The organism is Nonomuraea sp. NPDC054003, from assembly GCF_055585125.1.
In genome coordinates this window covers 147,608-167,819 of sequence record NZ_JBVJKR010000002.1, presented here as the reverse complement: position 1 = coordinate 167,819, position 20,212 = coordinate 147,608, and the positions used below count along the sequence as shown (strand labels likewise).

Annotated in this window: 20 protein-coding genes; 8 read left to right on the top strand and 12 right to left on the bottom strand. The window is 69.5% G+C overall.

Annotation, left to right across the window (positions count from 1 at the left end; translation table 11 throughout):
- The first annotated feature begins 12 nt into the window (after positions 1-12).
- Both ACZ6YG_RS04970 and ACZ6YG_RS04965 read left to right on the top strand, forming a co-directional pair.
- The gene (locus tag ACZ6YG_RS04970) at positions 13-1,737 is read left to right on the top strand and encodes a DEDD exonuclease domain-containing protein (RefSeq protein WP_466017250.1); all 1,725 of its coding nucleotides are present in this window, start codon (positions 13-15) and stop codon (positions 1,735-1,737) included.
- A 17-nt stretch (positions 1,738-1,754) separates the two neighbouring features.
- Positions 1,755-2,042 carry an Lrp/AsnC family transcriptional regulator gene (locus ACZ6YG_RS04965; protein WP_148032805.1) on the top strand — a complete coding sequence of 96 codons (288 nt, stop codon included), beginning with the start codon at positions 1,755-1,757 and terminating at the stop codon, positions 2,040-2,042.
- 287 nt (positions 2,043-2,329) lie between these two features.
- Here the strand turns inward: ACZ6YG_RS04965 and qcrB are convergent, their stop codons facing one another.
- The 4 genes from qcrB to ctaE are packed head-to-tail and all read right to left on the bottom strand — an operon-like array spanning position 2,330 to position 6,574.
- Positions 2,330-3,982 (bottom strand): cytochrome bc1 complex cytochrome b subunit, encoded by a 1,653-nt coding sequence (gene qcrB, locus ACZ6YG_RS04960; RefSeq protein WP_148032806.1) that lies wholly within the window; start codon positions 3,980-3,982, stop codon positions 2,330-2,332.
- The gene (gene qcrA, locus ACZ6YG_RS04955; protein WP_148032807.1) at positions 3,979-5,100 is read right to left on the bottom strand and encodes a cytochrome bc1 complex Rieske iron-sulfur subunit; all 1,122 of its coding nucleotides are present in this window, start codon (positions 5,098-5,100) and stop codon (positions 3,979-3,981) included. The genes qcrB and qcrA overlap by 4 nt, the downstream gene beginning before the upstream one ends.
- Positions 5,097-5,906 carry a cytochrome bc1 complex diheme cytochrome c subunit gene (qcrC, locus tag ACZ6YG_RS04950; protein WP_466017249.1) on the bottom strand — a complete coding sequence of 270 codons (810 nt, stop codon included), beginning with the start codon at positions 5,904-5,906 and terminating at the stop codon, positions 5,097-5,099. Before qcrC ends, qcrA begins: the two co-directional genes overlap by 4 nt.
- A gap of 14 nt (positions 5,907-5,920) precedes the next feature.
- Entirely contained in the window at positions 5,921-6,574 is a 654-nt protein-coding gene (gene ctaE, locus ACZ6YG_RS04945; protein ID WP_281429370.1) for an aa3-type cytochrome oxidase subunit III, read from the bottom strand.
- A 193-nt stretch (positions 6,575-6,767) separates the two neighbouring features.
- On the opposite strand from ctaE, the gene ACZ6YG_RS04940 reads away from it, so the two are divergent.
- Positions 6,768-7,166: a response regulator gene (locus tag ACZ6YG_RS04940; RefSeq protein WP_148034755.1), complete on the top strand. Its 399-nt coding sequence runs from the start codon at positions 6,768-6,770 to the stop codon at positions 7,164-7,166.
- Between the two features lie 9 nt (positions 7,167-7,175).
- Positions 7,176-8,219 carry an anthranilate phosphoribosyltransferase gene (trpD, locus tag ACZ6YG_RS04935; RefSeq protein ID WP_219544671.1) on the top strand — a complete coding sequence of 348 codons (1,044 nt, stop codon included), beginning with the start codon at positions 7,176-7,178 and terminating at the stop codon, positions 8,217-8,219.
- A 33-nt stretch (positions 8,220-8,252) separates the two neighbouring features.
- Here the strand turns inward: trpD and ACZ6YG_RS04930 are convergent, their stop codons facing one another.
- The 4 genes from ACZ6YG_RS04930 to ctaC form a co-directional block, all read right to left on the bottom strand.
- Positions 8,253-9,425 (bottom strand): L,D-transpeptidase, encoded by a 1,173-nt coding sequence (locus ACZ6YG_RS04930; RefSeq protein ID WP_466017248.1) that lies wholly within the window; start codon positions 9,423-9,425, stop codon positions 8,253-8,255.
- Positions 9,426-9,590: 165 nt separating this feature from the next.
- Positions 9,591-10,004, bottom strand: coding sequence for a cytochrome c oxidase subunit 4 (locus tag ACZ6YG_RS04925; protein WP_148032812.1), 414 nt, complete (start codon positions 10,002-10,004; stop codon positions 9,591-9,593).
- On the bottom strand, positions 10,004-11,677 hold the full coding sequence (gene ctaD, locus ACZ6YG_RS04920) for an aa3-type cytochrome oxidase subunit I (RefSeq protein WP_148032813.1): 1,674 nt from the start codon (positions 11,675-11,677) through the stop codon (positions 10,004-10,006). The genes ACZ6YG_RS04925 and ctaD overlap by 1 nt, the downstream gene beginning before the upstream one ends.
- On the bottom strand, positions 11,674-12,441 hold the full coding sequence (ctaC, locus tag ACZ6YG_RS04915) for an aa3-type cytochrome oxidase subunit II (protein WP_246639776.1): 768 nt from the start codon (positions 12,439-12,441) through the stop codon (positions 11,674-11,676). Before ctaC ends, ctaD begins: the two co-directional genes overlap by 4 nt.
- A 216-nt stretch (positions 12,442-12,657) precedes the next feature.
- Here ctaC and ACZ6YG_RS04910 point away from each other — a divergent pair, with 216 nt between their 5' ends.
- The 3 genes from ACZ6YG_RS04910 (at position 12,658) to ACZ6YG_RS04900 (ending at position 14,513) form a co-directional block, all read left to right on the top strand.
- Positions 12,658-13,791: a cysteine desulfurase family protein gene (locus ACZ6YG_RS04910; RefSeq protein WP_466017247.1), complete on the top strand. Its 1,134-nt coding sequence runs from the start codon at positions 12,658-12,660 to the stop codon at positions 13,789-13,791.
- Positions 13,788-14,033: a sulfurtransferase TusA family protein gene (locus ACZ6YG_RS04905; protein WP_148032816.1), complete on the top strand. Its 246-nt coding sequence runs from the start codon at positions 13,788-13,790 to the stop codon at positions 14,031-14,033. The genes ACZ6YG_RS04910 and ACZ6YG_RS04905 overlap by 4 nt, the downstream gene beginning before the upstream one ends.
- A gap of 63 nt (positions 14,034-14,096) precedes the next feature.
- The gene (locus ACZ6YG_RS04900; protein WP_148032817.1) at positions 14,097-14,513 is read left to right on the top strand and encodes a CBS domain-containing protein; all 417 of its coding nucleotides are present in this window, start codon (positions 14,097-14,099) and stop codon (positions 14,511-14,513) included.
- A 52-nt stretch (positions 14,514-14,565) separates the two neighbouring features.
- Here ACZ6YG_RS04900 and ACZ6YG_RS04895 read toward each other — a convergent pair whose 3' ends face one another.
- Positions 14,566-15,552 carry a carbohydrate kinase family protein gene (locus tag ACZ6YG_RS04895; RefSeq protein ID WP_148032818.1) on the bottom strand — a complete coding sequence of 329 codons (987 nt, stop codon included), beginning with the start codon at positions 15,550-15,552 and terminating at the stop codon, positions 14,566-14,568.
- 116 nt (positions 15,553-15,668) lie between these two features.
- Positions 15,669-16,022, bottom strand: coding sequence for an iron-sulfur cluster insertion protein ErpA (gene erpA, locus ACZ6YG_RS04890; RefSeq protein WP_148032819.1), 354 nt, complete (start codon positions 16,020-16,022; stop codon positions 15,669-15,671).
- Between the two features lie 159 nt (positions 16,023-16,181).
- Here erpA and nadA point away from each other — a divergent pair, with 159 nt between their 5' ends.
- Complete coding sequence (gene nadA, locus ACZ6YG_RS04885; protein ID WP_466017246.1) at positions 16,182-17,333, top strand: quinolinate synthase NadA; 1,152 nt, start codon at positions 16,182-16,184, stop codon at positions 17,331-17,333.
- On the opposite strand, the gene ACZ6YG_RS04880 is transcribed toward nadA, so the two are convergent.
- Entirely contained in the window at positions 17,330-17,941 is a 612-nt protein-coding gene (locus ACZ6YG_RS04880) for an SIMPL domain-containing protein (RefSeq protein ID WP_261808685.1), read from the bottom strand. The genes nadA and ACZ6YG_RS04880 overlap by 4 nt on opposite strands.
- 16 nt (positions 17,942-17,957) lie before the next feature.
- Positions 17,958-20,150, bottom strand: a complete 2,193-nt coding sequence (locus ACZ6YG_RS04875) for a protein kinase domain-containing protein (protein WP_466017245.1) — start codon at positions 20,148-20,150, stop codon at positions 17,958-17,960.
- Positions 20,151-20,212 lie beyond the last annotated feature (62 nt).

The window sequence follows — 20,212 nt, the reverse complement described above, 5'->3', positions numbered from 1 at the left end:
TGGTCTTGGTTCGTGGATCCCGTTCAAGGCACTCTCGACGAGCTCGGCACCCCGCTGAGCGAAGTCACTTTCGTGGTGTTCGACCTCGAGACCACCGGCGGTTCACCGGCCGAGCACAAGATCACCGAGATCGGCGCGGTGAAGGTCCGGGCTGGCGAGGTGCTGGGCGAGTTCTCCACCCTGGTCGATCCCGGCGGCCCGATCCCGCCGTTCATCTCGGTGCTGACGGGCATCACCGACGCGATGGTCATGGCGGCGCCGCGCGTGGAGGCCGTGCTGCCGAGCTTCCTGGAGTTCATCAGAGGGGCCACGCTCGTCGCCCACAACGCGGGCTTCGACACCCGCTTCCTCAAGGCCGCCTGCGCCGCCCACGGCTATCCCCCGCCGGCCAACCCGGTCGTCGACACGGTCGACCTGGCCCGGCGCGTGCTGACCCGTGACGAGACGCCCAACGCCAAGCTGTCCACGCTGGCCCGCTTCTTCCGCGCCTCGACGGAGCCGTGCCACCGCGCGCTCCACGACGCCAGGGCCACCGTCGACGTGCTCCACGGGCTCATCGAGCGGGCCGGCTCCTTCCAGGTCCACACGCTGGAGGAGCTCAAGTCGTTCGTCCGCGCCCCCACGCCCGAGCAGCAGAGCAAGCGCCACCTCGCCGAGTCGGTGCCGCACGCGCCCGGCGTCTACTTCTTCGAGGACGAGCGCGGCGAGATCCTCTACATCGGCAAGAGCACCAACCTGCGCAACCGGGTGCGCTCCTATTTCACCGCCAGCGAGACCAGGCCGCGCATCCGCGAGATGATCGGCATCGCCGAGCGGGTCCGCCACGTCGTGTGCGCGACGGCGCTGGAGGCGGAGGTGCGCGAGCTGCGCCTGATCGGCGGCGCCAAGCCGCGCTACAACCGCAGGTCCCGGTTCCCCGAGAAGGTCTTCTGGCTCAAGCTCACCCAGGAGCCGTTCCCGCGCCTGTCGATCGTGCGCGAGGTCAAGGACGACGACGCCGCCTACCTCGGCCCCTTCTCCAGCACGCGTCTGGCCGACGACGCCCGCACCGCGCTGCACGAGGCGGTGCCGCTGCGCCAGTGCACGCAGCCGATCAGCCTGCGCACCCTCCGCTCGGCCTGCGTCCTGCACGACATGGGCCGCTGCGGCGCCCCCTGCGAGGGCAAGCAGAGCCAGGCCGACTACCTGGCCCACGCCGAGGCGGCGCGGCGGGCGATGACGCTCGACGCCTCCCCCGTCTTCTCCGCCGTCTCGGCCCGGATGGAGCGGCTGTCGGTCGAGCAGCGCTACGAGGAGGCGTCCGTCGACCGCGACCGGCTGGCCGCGTTCGTCCGCACCGCCGCCCGCATGCAGCGGCTCTCCGCCGTCACCCGCATCCCCCACCTGGTGGCGGCCAGCCCCGCCTTCGACGGCGGCTGGGACATCCACGTCATCCGCTACGGCCGCCTCGCCGCGGCCGGCGTGATGCCGCGCGGCGCCCACCCCACGCCGTTCGTCGAGTCGCTCACCGCCACGGCCGAGGCCGTCATCCCCGGCCCCGGACCGGTCCACGCGGCCAGCGCCGAGGAGACCGAGTGCATCCTGCGATGGCTGGAGTCACCCGGGGTGCGGCTGGTCGAGGTCGACGGCGAGTGGAGCCTGCCGGCCCACGGCGCCGCCCGCCACAAGGCCCGCATCGACCTGGCCTATCAGGGGATCGACCGCGTCCGCCACCGCGAAGGGCGGCCTCTGCGGTGATTCGATACAGTAGTTCCATGGTCACGGCTATCGTTCACATCAACGCCGAGGTCGACCGCATCCCGGAGGTCGCCGAGACGATCGCCGAGATCGACGGCGTCAGCGAGGTCTACTCCATCACCGGCGCCTACGACCTGCTGGCCATGGTCCGCGTGGCCGAGTACGAGCAGGTCGCCGAGGTGATCCCCGGCCGCATCAACAAGGTGCCCGGCGTGCTCAACACCGAGACCCACATAGCCTTCCGCGCCTACTCCAAGCACGACCTCGACGCCGCCTTCTCCATCGGCTTCCCCGACGCCGACTGACCACCTCTCAGCCCCGGCCGCCGACTGACCACCTCCCAGCCCCGGCCTCCGCTTCCAGGCTGTCTCCTGTCAGCGAGAAGCAGCGGTCCACGACTACCGCTCAGACGGCCCAGCAGGCGCGCGTAACGGCGCCCGGCCCCGTGCGGGATCAGCGGCCGTATTCCTGGAGGCCCCCGGCCACGTGCGGCGGGCAGGCCTTCCTTGGCCGTGCCGTAAAAGAAAAGAACCCCCAACGCCGGGAAAGGCAAAGGGGCCCGGGCGAACCGCCCGAGCCCCTTGACCACCGTCTATCGCGTCAGCGTATGGTCCTCCTCGCCGGGACCGACCGCGGCGCGCTCTTCCTCCTCGTGGCCGTGGCCGTCGACGAGGGGGATCTTCTCCCCGCCGTACGCCTTGGACATGCGGGCACGGAGCTTGCCGATCGGCCCGCGCATGCCCTTGTGCGGGATGCCGGACGGGTCCTCGGCCATCGGCAGCATGGCCACCGGCTCCTTGCCCCGCACGTGGGCCTCGATGTCCTCCGCCGGAGGCGTGTGGATCTCGATGAACTCACCGTGCGGCAGCCGCTTGATGACACCCGACTCCACGCCGTGGGAGACGACCTCGGCGTCCGAACGCTGAAGGCCCAGGCAGATCCGGTAGGTGATGATGTACGCCAGCACCGGGGCGGCGAACACCAGCACGCGGCCGGCGTACGTGGTCCAGTTCAGGTTGATGTGGAAGAACGCCGAGATCTCGTCGTTCGCGCCGAGCAGCCAGAGCACCCCGTAGAACGAGATGCCGGCCATGCCGATCGAGGTGCGGTGCGGGTTGTTGCGCGGGCGCTCCGCCATGTGGTGCTCGCGGTGGTCGCCCGTGATCCAGCGTTCCAGGAACGGATAGAGCGCCAGACCCGTCATGACGAGCCCCAGTGGCAACAACGCCGGGATGATCACACTCAGTGGCAGTGTGCCGGCATGGGCCGTGCCGAACATGTTGATCTCCCACGCCGGCATGATGCGCAGGGATCCTTCGAGGAAGCCCATGTACCAGTCTGGCTGGGACCCGGCCGAGATGTCGGCGGGCGTGTAGGGACCGTAGATCCAGATCGGGTTGATCTGGGCGAAGGTCGACAGCCCTGCCACCACGGCGAGCGTGAACAGGAAGTAGGCACCCGCCTTGGCCATGAACGCCGGGTAGAACGGCGCGCCCACCACGTTCGTGTTGGCCCGCCCCTTGCCCGGCATCTGGGTGTGCTTCTGCACCCACATGAGCACCAGGTGGGCCGAGATCAGCGCCAGCAGGATGCCCGGGATGAGCAGGATGTGCAGCGCGTAGAACCGGGAGATGAGATCCGTGCCCGGGTACTCCCCGCCGAACAGGAAGAACGAGACGTACGTGCCGACCAGCGGCAGCGAGATCGCCACGCCCTGGGTGATGCGCGCGCCCGCGCCGGAGAGCAGGTCGTCCGGCAGCGAGTAACCGGTGAGGCCCTCGGCCAGGGCCAGGGTCAGCAGCAGGATGCCGATGATCCAGTTGATCTCACGCGGCTTGCGGTAGGCGCCGGTGAAGAACACCCGGAGCATGTGGACCATCATGCCCGCGATGAACAGTAGGGCCGCCCAGTGGTGCATCTGCCGCATGAGCAGACCTCCGCGGACGTCGAAGCTGATCTCCAGCGACGACGCGTAGGCCGCGGACATCCCCACGCCCTGCAGAGGCGCGTAGGAGCCGTCGTAGAGGACGTGCTCCATGCTGGGCTTGAACCAGAACGTCAGGAACGTACCGGTCAGCAGCAGGATGATGAACGAGTAGAGCGCGATCTCACCCAGCAGGAACGACCAGTGGTCGGGGAAGACCTTGCGCAGGTTGCGCTTGAGGAAGTTGGCTCCGCCGAGGCGCTCGTCGAGCCAGTTGGACGGTCCGCCGACCGCCTTGGGCACGGTTGTCAGCTCGCTCATGCCTGGCCTCCCTTGGCCCTGGCCTCCGCCTCGGCGTCGCCGCGCTCCCAGTAACTGGGGCCGACCGGCACCGGGAAGTCACCGGCCGCGACGAGGAAGCCCTCGTTGTCGACGGTGATCGGCAGCTGCGGCAGCGGCCGGGCCGCCGGACCGAAGATGACCTTGGCGCCGTCGGCGGCGTCGAACGTCGACTGGTGACACGGGCACAGGATGTGGTGGGTCGTCTGCTCGTACAGGGCCGCGGGGCAGCCGACGTGCGTGCAGATCTTCGAATAGGCCACGATGCCGTCGTGCGTCCAGTTCTTGTTGACGCCCGACTTCAGCTCCTCGGGCCGGAACTTGATCAAGATCAGCGTGGCCTTGGCGAGCACGTTCAGGTCGTGCTCGTAGCCTTCGGGGACGATGGACAGGATGCCGCCGGGCGAGTTGAAGTCGGCCGCCCTGATCGGCTGGCCGGTGCCCTCGACGATGAGGCGTCGCGGCTGGCCCTCCACGGTCTTCTCGCCCCAGACGGTGTGGCGCAGCAGCTTGTTGAAGCTGGTGGCCTTCATCTTGGTGTTGTCGAGGTCGCGCAGCAGGATCAGGGGGATCAGGCCGAGCGGCGCGGCCGCCAGCAGCAGCGTGCGGCGCATCATCTTGCGCTTGACGAAGCCGCTCTCGTTGGCGCCCTCGACGAAGGTGTCGGCCACGACCTCGCGGTCGTCCTCGCCGGAGACCATCAGGTGACGCTCCTGGACCAGGGCGTACTTCGGCATGATCTGGCGGACCCAGACGACGATGCCGACGGCCAGGCCCAGCACCGCCACGGTGAGGGAGCTGCCGAGAGCCAGGTTGGAGACTCCGGTCGCCTCGGGGCTGCCCACCTGGAACACCACATAGGAGACGAGGAACGCGACGCCTCCCAGGAAGGCGAGCAGGAAGCAGAGGGCGACGAGCTTCTCGGCCCCGCTCGCCCTCTTCTCGTCCTGCAGCGTGATGCCGGGGGTCTCGCCCCCGGCGTCGCCGGCGTCGCGCGCCTCCGCCTCGCCGAGCATCGGGGTGCCCGGCGGCGGGGTGCCGATCACGCGCTTGGGGACGCGCTCGTCCGGCTGCTCGATCTCGTGCTCGTTGTCAGTCATGACTTCTGTCGCTTCTTCGCGGTGATCCAGATTGCGGCGAGGACGAGGGCAAGGATGCCCACGACCCAGGCTACGAGGCCTTCGGTTACCGGGCCAATCCGACCCAGGGCGAAACCTCCGGGGTCGGTCTGCTCCCGCACCTGGACGATGTAGGCGATCATGTTGCGCTTCTCTTCGGGCGTGATGGTCGTGTCGTTGAAGACCGGCATCGCCTGCGGGCCGGTGACCATCGCCTCGTAGATCTGGGTGGGAGAAGACTCGTTCAGGTTGGGGGCGTACTTGCCCCGCGTCAGGGCGCCGCCGGCGCCCGCCCAGTTGTGGCACTGGATGCAGTTGGCGCGGAAGAGCTCACCGCCCTTGGCGGCGTCGCCCAGCGCCGGGTCCACCTGGTCGCCGGACGGCACGGTGGGACCGCCGCCGAGCGACTGCACGTACGCCGCGATGTCGCTGATGCTGTCGCTGTCGACCCACTCGGGCAGCGGCTTGCGCGGCACCTGGGCACCCGGGTTGGACGCGGGCATCCGTCCGGTGCTCATCTGGAAGTCGACGGAGGCGGCGCCGACGCCGATGAGCGTGGGGCCCGTCGACGTGCCCTCGGCGTTGAGCCCGTGGCAGCTGGCGCAGTGAGCTTGGAAGAGGCTCTTGCCCCTCGCCACATCGTCGACCTTGCCCGACGCGAGCGCCGCGTCAGCAGGCCTGCTCACCTGCACAAACGTAGCATATGCCGTCCCGACCAGCGCCAACGCCAAAATCAGGACGGCATATCTCGCGAGGGGATGCCGCCGCCAAGCGGTGATCCTAGTCACAGAGGTCCCGTTCCTTACTGAATGATGTAGATGGTCGCGAAAAGACCAATCCAGACGACGTCGACGAAGTGCCAGTAGTAGGACACGACGATGGCGCTGGTTGCCTGCTCATGCGTGAAGCGCTTCGCGGCGTACGTACGTCCCAGCACGAACAGGAACGCGATCAGGCCACCGGTCACGTGCAGGCCGTGGAAGCCCGTCGTGAGGTAGAACACCGACGTGTAGGGGTTGGCGGACAAGGTCGCGCCCTCGCTCGCCAGCTCCATGTACTCGTACAGCTGGCCGGCGATGAACACCGACCCCATCAGGAAGCTGACGAGATACCAGAACCTGAGCTTGCTGACTTGCCCCTTTTCCGCGGCCCACACGCCTAGCTGGCACGTCACACTGGACAGAACCAGGATCGTCGTGTTGACCGTCGCGAACGGGATGTTCAGGTGAGCCAGGCCCTCGGCCGAGGCGCCCGCCGGGATGTAGGCGGGTGCCCAGTCGATGCCTTGGCCCACGCTCACCGACCGGATGGTGAAGTACATCGCGAACAGCGCCGCGAAGAACATGAGCTCAGAGGACAGCCAGACGATCGTACCCACGCTGACCAGGTTGGGTCTGCGGTACGGCTGACCTGTCGTCGTCGAAGTAATTGCGGATGCTGTCGCCACGGGCAGCATTATTGCGGCTCTGGTGGTCGGTCCGGCGCACGCCCCCCCGTTAGCGGGAACAATCAGGCGTCTAACCTGGGATAATTGGGACATATCGCCCGCCAGGGGCGCCAACCTGGGTCCGCACGCCGTGCCAACGGTACGATCCCAGATGACCCTACCGCTACGACCGATAGTGAGCGCGACCGTGAGCACCGACACGATGAAGGTCCTCGTCTACAGCGACGACGCCGCCACCCGGCAGGCGGTAAGGCAGGCGATCGGCCGGCGGCCGGCGATGGACGTGCCCTTCGTGGAGGTCGTGGAGTGCGCCACCGAGCCGAAGGTGCACCAGTGGCTCGGCTCCGGCGAGATCGACGTGGCCGTGCTCGACGGCGAGACCCAGCCCGCGGGCGGCATGGGCGTCAGCCGCCAGGCCAAGGACGAGGTCTACGACTGCCCGCCCATCTGCCTCATCATCGCCCGGCGCGACGACCGCTGGCTGGCCGACTGGTCCAGGGCCGACGCCGTCGTGTCCCAGCCCCTGGAGCCCATGGTGCTGGCCGACACCGTCGCCGACCTCATGCGCCGTCGCTCCTCCACCCGACTCAACGCCAAGTAGGTGCCTGACGTGGACTCGCGGACGACCTGGCCGGCCATCCTTTCCGCGCTCCTGTCCGGGGAGCACCTCACGGCCGACGAGACGGCCTGGGCGATGCGGGAGATCATGTCCGGCACCGCCACACCCGCCCAGATCTCCGCCTTCGTGGTCGCGCTGCGCGCCAAGGGCGAGACCGTGGCCGAGGTGACCGGCCTGGCCCGCACGATGCTCGACCTCGCCACGCCGCTGCACGTCGAGGGCCCGGTCGTGGACGTCGTCGGCACCGGCGGCGACCGCGCCCACACCGTGAACGTGTCCACCATGGCCGCCATCGTGGCCGCCGCCGCGGGCGCCCGCGTCGTCAAGCACGGCAACCGCGCCGCCTCCTCCTCGTGCGGCGCTGCCGACGTGCTGGAGCACCTCGGCATCCGGCTCGACCTGACCCCCGAGCAGACCGCCCGGGTGGCGACCGAGGCCGGCATCGCCTTCTGCTTCGCGCCGGTCTACCACCCCGCGCTGCGCTTCGCCGGGCCGACCCGCAAGGAGATCGGCGTCCCCACCGTCTTCAACTTCCTCGGCCCGCTCACCAACCCGGCCCGCCCGGCCGCCCAGGCCATCGGCGTCTACGACCCGCGCATGCTCCCGGTGCTGGCCGGGGTCTTCGCCGAGCGGGGCGTCTCCGCGCTGGTCTTCCGCGGCGACGACGGGCTCGACGAGCTGACCATCGCCACCACCTCCACGGTGTGGATGGTCGCCGACGGCAGCGCCACGCAGACCACCTTCGACCCGGCGGTGCTCGGCATCCCGCGCGCCGAGGCGGGCGCCCTGCGCGGCGGCGACGTGGCCTTCAACGCCCAGGCGGTGCACGACCTGCTCGGCGGCAAGACCGGGCCGGTGCGCGACGCCGTCCTGCTGAACGCCGCCGCCGCCCTGGTCGCGCTCGACGGCCCCGGCGACGACCTCGACTCGGCCATGATCGACGCCTACGCCCGCGCCACCCAGGCCGTCGACTCCGGCCGCGCCTCGGCCACCCTCGACGGCTGGATCAAGACCAGCGCTTCCGTCTCCTCCTGACCGCGGCCCCGCCGCGGTCAGGCCCGTACGAGGTCAGGAGAACGGCAGGGTGGGCCCGTCCTTGATGGAGCTCCACCTGAGCCACTGCTTCCAGTTCTCCTGCCAGTGCCCCCACCCGTTCGTCGGCTCCAGCGGGCGCGGAGAGCCCGTGATGATGATGGGATCGCCGATCAGGGTGTTCTTGATGAACCAGGCCGCGTTGTCCGGGCTGACGTTCACACAGCCGTGACTGACGTTGGCGTACCCCTGGGAGCCCACCGACCAGGGGGCGCTGTGCACGTACTCGCCGCTGTTGGAGATGCGCACCGTGTTGTACACGGTCATCTGGTAGTAGCCGGCCTGGCCGGGGCCGATGCCGGGCGAGGTCATGATGGTGACCGGTTCGCGGGACATGGCCAGGTGAATACCTGAGGTGGTGTGATATTTCATCACTCCGCCCTTGCCGGCGCTCATCGGCATCTCGCGGATCTTCTTGCCGTTCCGCCGCACGACCAGCACGTGCTCGTCGACGCTGCCCTTGGTGATCTGCGATCGGCCGATCTTGAAGTCGATCGCCAGGTCGCGCTTGCCGAACATGCCCTTGCCGCCTTGCACGCCCGCCAGGTTGGCCTCGACGCGCACGTCGGTGTGCGCGGGCCAGTACTCGCGCGGCCGGAAGTCGACCCGCTTGTCGTCGAACCAGTGCCAGGCCCCCTCGACGGGCTTGGAGGTACGGACGAGCAGGTTGCGCTCGACCGCGACCCGGTCGGCGATCGGCTGGTCGAAGGCGATCATGATGGGCATGCCGACGCCGACGGTCAGGCCGGTGGTGTTCTTGCTGGGCGAGATGCTCTCGATGTCGAAGGACGTGGCCGCCTTGACGGTGGAGAACGTGCTGCTCTTCTCGGTCTGCTTGCCGTCGCTGTTGGCGGCGACCGAGCGGATCGTGTAGGTGGTGCCGGGGCGGGCGGTGGCGGTGCTGCGCCAGCGGGTCCCGTCGGCGCTCAGCACGCCCGGCAGGGCACCGTCCTCGCTGCGTACGGTGACGCTCCTGAGCGTGCCTCCATGGGCCGCCACGACGACCGTCTGGTCCGTCGGCACGTTGGCCGCCCGGTCGGCCGGTTGGATCGCCACAGTGGCGTCAGGCGCCGCCTTGCGCTCCTCGTCGGCGGCGCTGCTCGCCGAGCACGCCGTCAGCAGCACGGCCATGCCCAGTCCCAGGCTCATCGATCGACCCGCTACGCGCCCCATCAGCACTCCCCCCGTCCGAGTCGAGCAGATTCATCTCTGTTATTACCCTCGGTGATCGTTTGGCCACATCCGCAGTCCAGTAAAGAACACCAAAAAGCGGGCGTCCCCTCTGAAGAAGGACGCCCGCTCGTGGACGAGGGGTCAGTGCGAGAAGTGGCCCCGGTAGTACTGGAACACGAACCCGATCATCGCCATGATCACCAGGAACACGCCCATGATGAACATCCACAGGCCGATGACGAACCCGGCGAAGGTGAAGGCGGCGGCCAGGCAGACGAACAGCGGCCACCAGCTGCTGGGGCTGAAGAAGCCGATCTCACCGGCGCCGTCGCTGATGTCGGCCTGCTTGTTGTCCTCCGGCTGGGCGCCGATGCGCCGCGCGGTGAACATCAGGTAGTAGCCGATCATGAACGCGAAGCCGACAGAGATGGCCAGCGCGGTGGTGCCGACCGGCTCGCCCACCCCGGTCGCCGCCTTGGTCCAGAACCAGTAGGCGACGGTGACACCGGCGAAGAACAGGCCGCACAGCAGGAACAGCCAACCTTGGACCTTCATCAGGCCTCCACCTCCGGCGCGGGCTTGGCGGACAGGTGCGGGTACTTGAGGTCGAACGCGGGACGCTCGGACCGGATGGGAGGCAGCTTGGTGAAGTTGTGGCGCGGCGGCGGGCAGGAGGTCGCCCACTCGAGCGAGCCACCGTAGCCCCACGGGTCGTCGACGGTGACCTTGGGCGCCGTGCGCCAGGTCTTCCAGACGTTGTAGAAGAACGGCAGCGTCGAGGCCCCGAGCACGAACGCGCCCACGGACGAGATCATGTTGAGGTCGGTGAAGCCGTCGGCGGCCCCGTAGTCGGCGTAGCGGCGCGGGAAGCCGAGCATGCCCAGCCAGTGCTGCACCAGGAACGTCGCGTGGAAGCCGATGAACAGCAGCCAGAACTGCACCTTGCCGAGCCTGTCGTCGAGCATCTTGCCGGTGAGCTTGGGCCACCAGAAGAAGAACCCGGCGAACATCGCGAACACCACGGTGCCGAACACCACGTAGTGGAAGTGGGCGACGACGAAGTAGGTGTCGCTGATGTGGAAGTCGAGCGGCGGCGAGGCCAGGATGACGCCGGTCAGGCCGCCGAGCAGGAACGTCACCAGGAAGCCGATCGAGTAGAGCATCGGTGACTCGAAACTCAGGTGACCGCGCCACATCGTGCCGACCCAGTTGAAGAACTTCACGCCGGTCGGCACCGCGATGAGGAAGGTCATGAACGAGAAGAACGGCAGCAGCACCTGCCCGGTGGGGAACATGTGGTGCGCCCACACGGTCATCGACAGGCCGGCGATGGAGATCGTCGCGGCCACGAGGCTGATGTAGCCGAAGATCGGCTTACGGCTGAAGACCGGCAGGATCTCGGTGATGATGCCGAAGAACGGCAGCGCGATGATGTAGACCTCTGGATGGCCGAAGAACCAGAAGAGGTGCTGCCACAGCATCGGCCCGCCGACCTCGGAGCTGAAGATGTGCGTGCCGAACTTGCGGTCGGACTCCAGCGCGAGCAGCGCGGCGGCCAGCACCGGGAAGGCCATCAGCACGAGCATGCTGGTCAGCAGGATGTTCCAGGTGAAGATCGGCATCCGGAACATGGTCATGCCGGGCGCGCGCATGCAGATGATCGTGGTGATGAAGTTGACCGCGCCGAGGATCGTCGCCAGACCCGACATCGTCAGGCCCATGATCCACAGGTCGCCGCCGATGCCGGGCGAGTAGACCGCGTTGGACAGCGGCGCGTACCCGAACCAGCCGAAGGACGCCGCGCCGCCCGGGGTGAGGAAGCCCGAGACCGCGATGAGGCTGCCGAACAGGTAGAGCCAGTAGCTCACCATGTTGAGCCGCGGGAACGCCACGTCGGGGGCGCCGATCTGCAGCGGCATGACCGCGTTCGCGAAGGCCGCGAACAGCGGCGTCGCGAACATCAGCAGCATGATCGTGCCGTGCATGGTGAACAGCTGGTTGAACTGCTCGTTGCTGGTGAACTGCAGCCCCGGCTGGGCCAGCTCGGCCCTCATGACCAGCGCCATGATGCCGCCGACCAGGAAGAACATGAACGAGGTGATCAGATAGAGGTTGCCGATCACCTTGTGGTCCGTGGAGGACAGCCACTTGGCGATGATCCGGCCCTTGGAGGTGGGCCGGCGCACCGGCGGGGCCGGGGTGGTGATCGGCTCTTGGATGGCGGTCACTGGGCACTCCCCGCCTGGTTGGACGCGACGTACTGGTCGAACTCCTGCTGCGTCACGAGCTTGATCGAGAAGAGCATGCGGCTGTGGTCGACGCCGCACAGCTCGGCGCACCGGCCGGCGTAGACGCCGGGCTTGCTGAGGGTGGTCACCTCGAACTTGCGCCCGGGGTTGTCATCGGGGATGCCGGGGATGATGTCCCGCTTGAACAAGAAGTCGGGCACCCAGAAGGAGTGGATCACATCATCGGTGAAGAGGTCGAACTCCACCTTCTTGTCCACGGGCAGCACGAGCTGCGGACCCTGCTGGTAGTCGCTCACCGGCATGCCGCTCACCGGCTCGGTCGTCTTGCCGTCGGCCGTCGTGGTGGTGAAACGCCAGCTCCACTGGAACGCCTCCACCTTGACCTTCACGTCGGCGTCGCCCGTCACCCGGCTCAGCTCCTCGCTGTCACGGGCGGTGAAGAAGAAGAACACCGACACCATGACGAGCGGCACCAGGGTGTAGAGCATCTCGATCGGCAGGTTGTAGCGAACCTGCGGCGGGAGATCGGCCTTGGCCCTGCGCCTGGTGTGGAAAAGACAGGCCCAGACGATGAGGCCGATGACCACTCCGCCGGTGGCGAGCGCGGCGATCCACGCTCCGTTCCACAGGGCCGTGACGGTCTCACCCTGCTGGGTGATGGCGTCCGGCAGCAGTCCGTTGGACCACTTTGCCTCGGGAACGTCATTTGCACACGCCGTAGCGGAGGCCAGTAGCAACGCCAAAGCGGCGGCGCGCGGCACTCTACGCCGGGCCAACGAACGCCGCGTCGAACGGCGGGTCGGACTCACGGATCGCCTACCCCACAGATGAAGCCCAGGAGTCTCTCCCGGGCGCTCGTATTTCCTGATGCACAGCTGATTGCAGACACATTAGCGCGCAAGTGCCCCGCCCTTCCGCGCGCCCCCTCGATGGCGTGCCATGAGTGGGATCATAGAAGCGTGGCGTACTTCGACGCGGCCTCCACCGAGCCGCTGCATCCCCAGGCACGTGAAGCGCTGCTGGCGGCCATCGACGTCGGCTGGGCCGATCCCGCGCGGCTCTACAACCAGGCCCGCCGTGCCCACCTGCTGCTGGAGCAGGCCCGCACGGAGGTGGCCGAGGCGCTGGGCGCGCGGCCCGACGAGGTGACGTTCACCTCCTCCGGCACGCAGGCCGTGCATCTCGGTCTGCTCGGCACCCTACAGGGCAGGCGGCGGGCGGGCCGCCATCTGGTGACCTCCGCCGTCGAGCATTCCAGCGTGCTGCACGGGGCCCGCCTGCACGAACGCGAGGGCGGCAGCGCCGAGCTCGTCGGCGTCGACCGGCTGGGGCGGGTCGACCTGGCGGCCTTCACCGAGGCGGTGGCGCGCCCCGACACGGCCCTGGCCTGCCTGCAGACGGCCAACCACGAGGTCGGCACGGTCCAACCGGTGGCCGAGGCCGCCGCGGCCTGCCGGCGCCACGGGGTGCCGCTGCTGGTGGACGCGGCGCAGACGGCCGGCCGGATGCCGCTGCCCGAGGGCTGGTCGGTGCTGACGGCCAGCGCACACAAGTGGGGCGGCCCGCCCGGCGTCGGCGTGCTGGCGGTCAGGAAGGGCACCCGGTTCCGCTCGTTCCTGCCGGAGGACGAGCGCGAGCGCAGGCGCGTGCCGGGGTTCGAGAACGTGCCGGGCATCGTGGCGGCGGCCGCCGCGCTGCGCGCGATGACGGCCGACGCCGCCCGGGAACGCTCCAGGCTGTCCGCGCTGGTCGGCAAGATCAGGGAGACGGTGCCGAAGGTGGTGCCGGACGTGGAGGTGATCGGCGACCCCGACGACCGGGCCCCGCACATCGTCACGTTCTCCTGTCTGTACGTCGACGGCGAGGCGCTGCTCACCGAGCTCGACAAGGCCGGATTCGCGGTCTCGTCCGGGAGTTCCTGCACGGCTAGTACGCTTCGTCCATCGCACGTCCTGGAAGCGATGGGCGTGCTCACGCATGGGAATGTCCGGGTGTCACTGCCCAGGGGCGCTTCCGCGGCCGAGGTCGACAGGTTCCTCACCGTGCTGCCCGAGCTGGTGCACCGGATCCGCCAGGACGCAGGAGTCGCATGACCGAGGCCACTCAGCCGGCATTGACGATCGACGCGCTGGGGAAGAAGTGCCCCATCCCGATCATCATGCTCGCCGAGCAGATCAACTACGTCCCGCTCAACGCCGTGGTGGCCGTGCTGGCCGACGACCCGGCCGCCTTCACCGACGTGCCGGCCTGGTGCCGGCTCAAGTCCCACCGCCATGTGGGCTCGTACGAGCTGCCCCAGGGGGGCTGGGCGATCCACGTGCGGCGCAACTACTGAGCCGCCCTGTACGGGGTAGCGGCCCCTTGGAGAGGAAGCAGCACTTCTTCGAGGGGGAGAGACATGAGCGACACCGCCGGCGACCTGATGAGCCAAGGGGTCGAGTGCATCCAGTCACACGAGACGCTCGACCGGGCCGCGCAGCTCATGCGCGAGCTCGGGGTGGGCGCGCTGCCGGTATGCCTGGACGATCGGGTGACCGGCATCATCACCGACCGCGACATCGTGGTGGAGTGCGTGGCCACGGGCCACGACCCGTCCCGCGTGCGGGCCGGCGACCTGGCGACCGGGCTGGTGTGGATACCGGCCGACGCGACGGTCGAGGAGGCTCTGGCGCGCATGGAGGAGCACCAGATCAGGCGGCTCCCGGTGATGCGCGACCACCGCATGGTCGGCATGATCAGCGAAGCCGACCTGGCCCGCCACCTGCCCGACGACCAGCTCGCCGAGTTCGTCCACCGGGTCTACGCGGGGACCTGACCGTACGGAAGGACACCGCGCCCCCGCCGTCCGCGGCGGGGGCGCGCCCGTGTCAGGGGTGGTAGCAGCGGATGTGCGGGGCGATCTCGGCGGCGGCGTCGGTGCCGTAGGCCTCGGTGAAACGGTCCAGGAAGACCTTCTGGCCGAGTTCGTACTCCTGGCCGCCGACGCGCTCCAGCACGTGGGTGGCCGTCAGGTTGCCGATCTGGCCGCACCTCTCCAGCGGCAGCCCCCAGGCCAGACCCGCCAGGAACCCCGCGCGGAAGGCGTCGCCGACGCCCGTCGGGTCGACCTTGCCCCGCTCGGGGGCGGGGGCGACGTGGATGGAGGGCTCGCCCTCGCGGTCGATGACGGCGCCCTTGGGGCCGAGCGTGGTGACGCGGACGCCGACCCGGCTCAGCACCTCCTCGTCGGACCAGCCCGTCTTCTGCTCGATCAGGCCCTTCTCGTAGTCGTTGGAGAAGAGGTAGGCGGCGCCGTCGACGAGCTGGCGGATCTGCTCGTCGGCCATGCGGGCGAGCTGCTGGGAGATGTCGGCGGCGAACGGGATGCCGCGGTGGCGGCATTCGTCGGTGTGGCGGAGCATGCCGTCGGGGTCGTTGGGGCCGACGAGCACCAGGTCCAGGCCGCCCACCCGGCTGGCGACGGGCTGCAGCTCGATCAGCCGCGCCTCGGCCATCGCGCCGGTGTAGAAGGACGCGATCTGGTTGTGGTTGTCGTCGGTGGTGCACAGGAACCGCGCCGTGTGCTGCGTCTCGGAGACGTGCACCGACTCGCAGTCGACGCCGTGACGCTCCAGCCAGGAGCGGTAGTCGGCGAAGTCGTTGCCGACCGCGCCGACCAGGAAGGGCCGCAGACCCAGGCAGGCCATGCCGAAGGCGATGTTGGCCGCACAGCCGCCACGCCGGATCTGCAGGTCGTCGACCAGGAACGACAGCGACACCCGGTCGAGCTGCTCGGCGATGAGCTGATCGCCGAAGCTGCCGGGAAAGGTCATCAGGTGGTCAGTCGCGATGGAGCCGGTGACGGCGATGCGCACGGGATTCTTCTTCCTCGTTGTCAGCAAGCCAGTTGAGCCCCACGAGGATACGCGAAGGCCCCGCCCGCACAAAGACGGATCGGGGCCCCCGGTGCCCGATCGGGCGGGCTGATCGACTAGTTGAACGAGTCGCCACAGGCACAGGAGCCGGTGGCGTTCGGGTTGTCGATGGTGAAGCCCTGCTTCTCGATGGTGTCGACGAAGTCGATGGTGGCGCCCATCAGGTAGGGAGCGCTCATCCGGTCGGTGACCACGCCCACTCCGTCGAAGTCGGTCACGACATCGCCGTCCATCGAACGGTCATCGAAGAAGAGCTGGTAACGCAGCCCGGAGCAACCACCCGGCTGCACGGCAACGCGCAGCTGCAGACCTTCTTCGCCCTGCTGCTCCAGCAGGGACTTGACCTTGGTCGCGGCCGCCTCGGTCAGGACCAGGCCCTGTGCCGTGGTCTCGCTGCTCTCAACCGTCATCTGCTGACTCCCTAACCGGGTCTGTTTCCGACGTCCTACTAATGACGCTACCAACACCGGGGGGATGCCACACATTCCCACCTCGCTCCCCCCGGGACAAATCGGTCGTACGGGTATGACATGATGTATGCGTCACTTAGACGATAAGGGGGCAGGGCGATGACCACCCAGACGGGACTTCCGCTCTTCGTGCTCGGACGGAGCGCCGATCCGCACAGCGAGAAAGGGGTCGACTGCCCCGGCGAGCTGCCGCCGGCCTCAGACCCCCAGCTGGTCGAACGGGCCCGTAAGGCCAAGGAGGCGCTCGGCGACCGCCTGTTCGTGCTGGGCCACCACTACCAGCGCGACGAGGTGATCCAGTTCGCCGACGTCACCGGCGACTCGTTCAAGCTGGCGCAGCAGGCCGCCGCCCGGCCTCAGGCCGAGTACATCGTGTTCTGCGGCGTGCACTTCATGGCCGAGTCGGCCGACATCCTGACCGCCGGCTCGCAGAAGGTGGTGCTGCCGGACCTGGCCGCGGGCTGCTCGATGGCCGACATGGCCACCTTCGACCAGGTCGAGGAGGCCTGGGAGGCGCTGGAGGACGCCGGGCTGGCCGGCAGCGTGGTCCCGGTCACGTACATGAACTCCAGCGCCGACATCAAGGCGTTCTGCGGGCGCAACGGCGGCGTGGTGTGCACCTCGTCCAACGCGCGCCGCGCCCTGACGTGGGCGTTCGAGCAGGGCGAGAAGGTGCTGTTCCTGCCTGACCAGCACCTCGGCCGCAACACGGCCGTGCTGGAGATGGGCCTGTCGCTCGACGACTGCGTGGTGTGGAACCCGCACCGCCCCAACGGCGGGCTGACCACCGAGCAGCTGGAGCGGGCGCGCATGATCCTGTGGCGCGGCCACTGCTCGGTGCACGGCCGCTTCACGGCCGAGTCGGTGGACGACGTGCGCGAGCGCATCCCCGGCGTGAACGTGCTGGTGCACCCGGAGTGCCGGCACGAGGTGGTGCTCAAGGCCGACCACGTGGGCTCCACCGAGCACATCATCAAGACGCTGCGCGAGGCGCCCGCCGGGTCGGCCTGGGCCATCGGCACCGAGCTCAACCTGGTCAAGCGGCTGGCCCAGATGTTCCCGGACAAGAGCGTGTCGTTCCTGGACCGTACGGTCTGCTACTGCTCGACCATGAACCGGATCGACCTGCCGCACCTGGTGTGGGCGCTGGAGTCGCTGGCGCTCGGCGACGTGGTCAACCAGATCACCGTCGACGAGGACACCGCCCACTGGGCGCGGGTCGCCCTGGACCGGATGCTCGCCCTGGCCTAGTCGCCGAAGTCGTAGCCGACCCGGACGGTGACGTGCACCGCCTGCCGTCCGGGGCTCACCGAGTCCTGCGCCTCGGCCGCCATCGTGCGCGCCATGGGCCTCGGCGGCGCGCCGGACTCCTCGCTGACCGACACCACCCGGCCGAGCGGCCGCCCGGCCAGCCCGGCGTACTGCCCGGCCTTGGCGGCGGCCTGCCGGAACGCCTCGTCCCTGGCCGTCGCCAGCGCGGCGTCCGGGTCGGACACCTCGAACGCGATCCCGTTCAGCCTGGCCTCCTCCCCCACGCCGGCCACCGTGTCGATGACATGGTCGGCTCGCGCCAGGTCGCGGACCACCGCCTCCACGCCCTGCGCCGCCCGGTAGGCCGACACCTTGGGGTACGCCTCGTACTCGGGGCCGAGCGACAGCTCGGTGGTGCGCAGGTCGTGGGCCGCGACGCCGGCCCCGCGAAGCGCCTCGGCCAGCCGGGCCGCGGCGGCCCTGGCCCCCGCGAACGCCTCGGCAGCCGACTGCCTGCGCACCTCGACGCCCGTGTGCAGGCGCATCACGTCCGGCACGGCGTCGGCCGCGCCCTCTCCGATCACGGTGATGTCCGCGGTGATGTCCACGAGGGCCCTCCGGCCTCTAAGGTGTTCCCCTGCTGAATCGGAATGCCATTTTGTCGAACTCTGACCGCTTCGGGGCGGTCGCGAGCACCCTTTGTACCTTCCCCGACAGGTCGATCACCACGGCCTCGAACCCGGCGCCCTTGGCCCGCCACACGGCCAGGTGCTCGTCGTCCCACCAGCCGATCAGCCTCTCGCTGGTGAACGGCACCCGGTCGGCCTCACCGTCGCCGCTGGTGGGGTGCGCGCAGATGGTGGCGGAGGCGGGCGCGCAGTGGGCGAGGAACCGGTCGCCGCCGGGCGACACGTCGTCGCCTTCCACCCACACCGGCTCGCCCGCCTTCGGCAGGGTGCGCAGCTTCCCGCCGTTCAGGTCGTAGAACGTCATCCGGCCGTTCACCCAGGTGCCGACCTCGTCACCGCCGGAGTTCCAGAAGAACCGCCACTCGCCCGCGCCCTTCTGCTTGACCTCGTACGTGCGCGCGGTGCCGGCGTCCACGTCGACGATGCCGTACCCGTACTCGACGCTCTCGGAGTCGGTGGCCCGGTACAGGGTGACCAGGGCGAGCTTTCCGTCGGGCGACCAGCGCGGGGTGGTGGGGAAGATCGGGGCGTCGCTGACCTCGATGGCGCGCCTGTCCCCGGTGCGGTGGTCGATGACCGACAGCAGCGCCTTGCGGCCGGTGCTGTAGTCGACGTCGGTGCCGAGCGCCCGGCTGCCGTCGTGGTTGAGCACGTACTCGAAGTAGCGCGAGTCGCGGCCGAACCGGTCGGTGCCGGGCTGCCTGACGTAGAGCTTCTTGCCGCTCTCCGTGGTGTACGAGGCCAGCTTGATGGGGTCGGAGGACCGCTCCTCCAGCTCGACGGAGGTCTCGGGGAGCCGGATCGTCCTGGCCTCCGGCGTGGGGGTCGGCGTGGGCGTGGGCGCCGCGCTGGTGGCGGCCTGCGTGGGGGACGGCGTGGGCGTCGCGTCGGGCAGGGCCAGCCTGCTCACCACGAAGGCGCCGGCGGCCACGAGCACGACCGTGGCCACGGCGGCGCCCGCCACGATCCATCCGGTCCCGCGCCCCTTGCCCGGGCGCGTGGGGGGAGGATACGGCCCGTGCCCGTACGGCCCGTGCGGCCCGTACGGCGCCTGGCCGGGGCCGGTGGGGCGCGGCGCGTGGCCGGGCCCGGCCGCGGCGGCGCTCCCCTGCCACAGCAGCCCCGCCGCGTCCGCCCCGTACCCGCCCTGATACGGACCTGGAGCGCCGCTCCCGGAGAACCCGCCGGGCACACCGGCGCCGCCCGGTAAGGAGCCGGCGGGCATGCCGGGACCACCCGGGTACGGACCCGAACCCCCGGCCGCTCCCGGAGCGGAGAAGCCGCCCATGACACCCGCGCCACCCGGGAAGGACCCGGCAGGCGTCCCCGGACCCGCGGGGTTCGCCCACGGGGCGTCCTGCGACTGCCCCAGGAGGCGCATCAGCGCCTGCTGGGCGGTGGGCCGCCGGGACGGGTCCTTGGCCAGGCAGTCGGCCACCAGCGAACGCAGCGCCGGGTCGGCGATGACGCCGACGTCCGCATCGGTGTTCATGATCCGGTTCACCACCGCGGGGACGCTGTCCTGGCCGAACGGCGCCTGCCCCGAGGCCGCGTACAGCAGCGTGCAGGCCCAGGCGAACATGTCCGCCGCCGCTCCCGGGCTCCCGGCGCTGAACTGCTCCGGCGCCATGAACGACGGCGTCCCGATCGCGCTGGCCGTGAGCGTGGAGGTCAGGTCGAGCGCCTTCGCGATGCCGAAGTCGATCACCCGGGGCCCGTCGGAGGCCAGCACCACGTTGGACGGCTTGAAGTCCCGGTGCACGATCCCGGCCTGGTGGATGGCCACCAGCGCGGTGACGGTGCCGATGGCCAGCCGGTGCAGCGAGGTGCCGGACCGCGGCCCCTCGGTCCGCACCACGTCGGCCAGCGTGGGACCGTCGATGTACTCGCTGACGATGTACGGGCGCCCGTTGACCAGCCCCGTCTCGATCATCTGGGCGGTGCAGAACGGCGACACCCGCCGGGCCAGCTCGACCTCGCGGACGAACCGTACCGACGCCTCCTCGTCCCCGGCCAGGTCGGTGCGGAGCAGTTTGACCGCCACCCTGGCTCCGTCGGGGGCGGTCGCGAGGAAGACGAGGCCCTGCCCGCCTTCACCGATCCGTCCGGCCAGCGTGTACGCCCCCACCGAGGCAGGGTCCCCTGGGCGCAGAGGCGCGAGGTCCGGCACGATATTCCCCACATGTGGCC

Bases quoted from the DNA above. Each gene is read 5' to 3' on its own strand.
- ACZ6YG_RS04965 (WP_148032805.1), top strand. From the start codon at position 1,755: ATGGTCACGGCTATCGTTCACATCAACGCCGAGGTCGACCGCATCCCG.
- qcrB (WP_148032806.1), bottom strand. From the start codon at position 3,982: ATGAGCGAGCTGACAACCGTGCCCAAGGCGGTCGGCGGACCGTCCAAC.
- qcrA (WP_148032807.1), bottom strand. From the start codon at position 5,100: ATGACTGACAACGAGCACGAGATCGAGCAGCCGGACGAGCGCGTCCCC.
- ctaE (WP_281429370.1), bottom strand. From the start codon at position 6,574: ATGCTGCCCGTGGCGACAGCATCCGCAATTACTTCGACGACGACAGGT.
- ACZ6YG_RS04940 (WP_148034755.1), top strand. From the start codon at position 6,768: ATGAAGGTCCTCGTCTACAGCGACGACGCCGCCACCCGGCAGGCGGTA.
- ACZ6YG_RS04930 (WP_466017248.1), bottom strand. From the start codon at position 9,425: ATGAGCCTGGGACTGGGCATGGCCGTGCTGCTGACGGCGTGCTCGGCG.
- ACZ6YG_RS04925 (WP_148032812.1), bottom strand. From the start codon at position 10,004: ATGAAGGTCCAAGGTTGGCTGTTCCTGCTGTGCGGCCTGTTCTTCGCC.
- ACZ6YG_RS04905 (WP_148032816.1), top strand. From the start codon at position 13,788: ATGACCGAGGCCACTCAGCCGGCATTGACGATCGACGCGCTGGGGAAG.
- ACZ6YG_RS04900 (WP_148032817.1), top strand. From the start codon at position 14,097: ATGAGCGACACCGCCGGCGACCTGATGAGCCAAGGGGTCGAGTGCATC.
- erpA (WP_148032819.1), bottom strand. From the start codon at position 16,022: ATGACGGTTGAGAGCAGCGAGACCACGGCACAGGGCCTGGTCCTGACC.
- nadA (WP_466017246.1), top strand. From the start codon at position 16,182: ATGACCACCCAGACGGGACTTCCGCTCTTCGTGCTCGGACGGAGCGCC.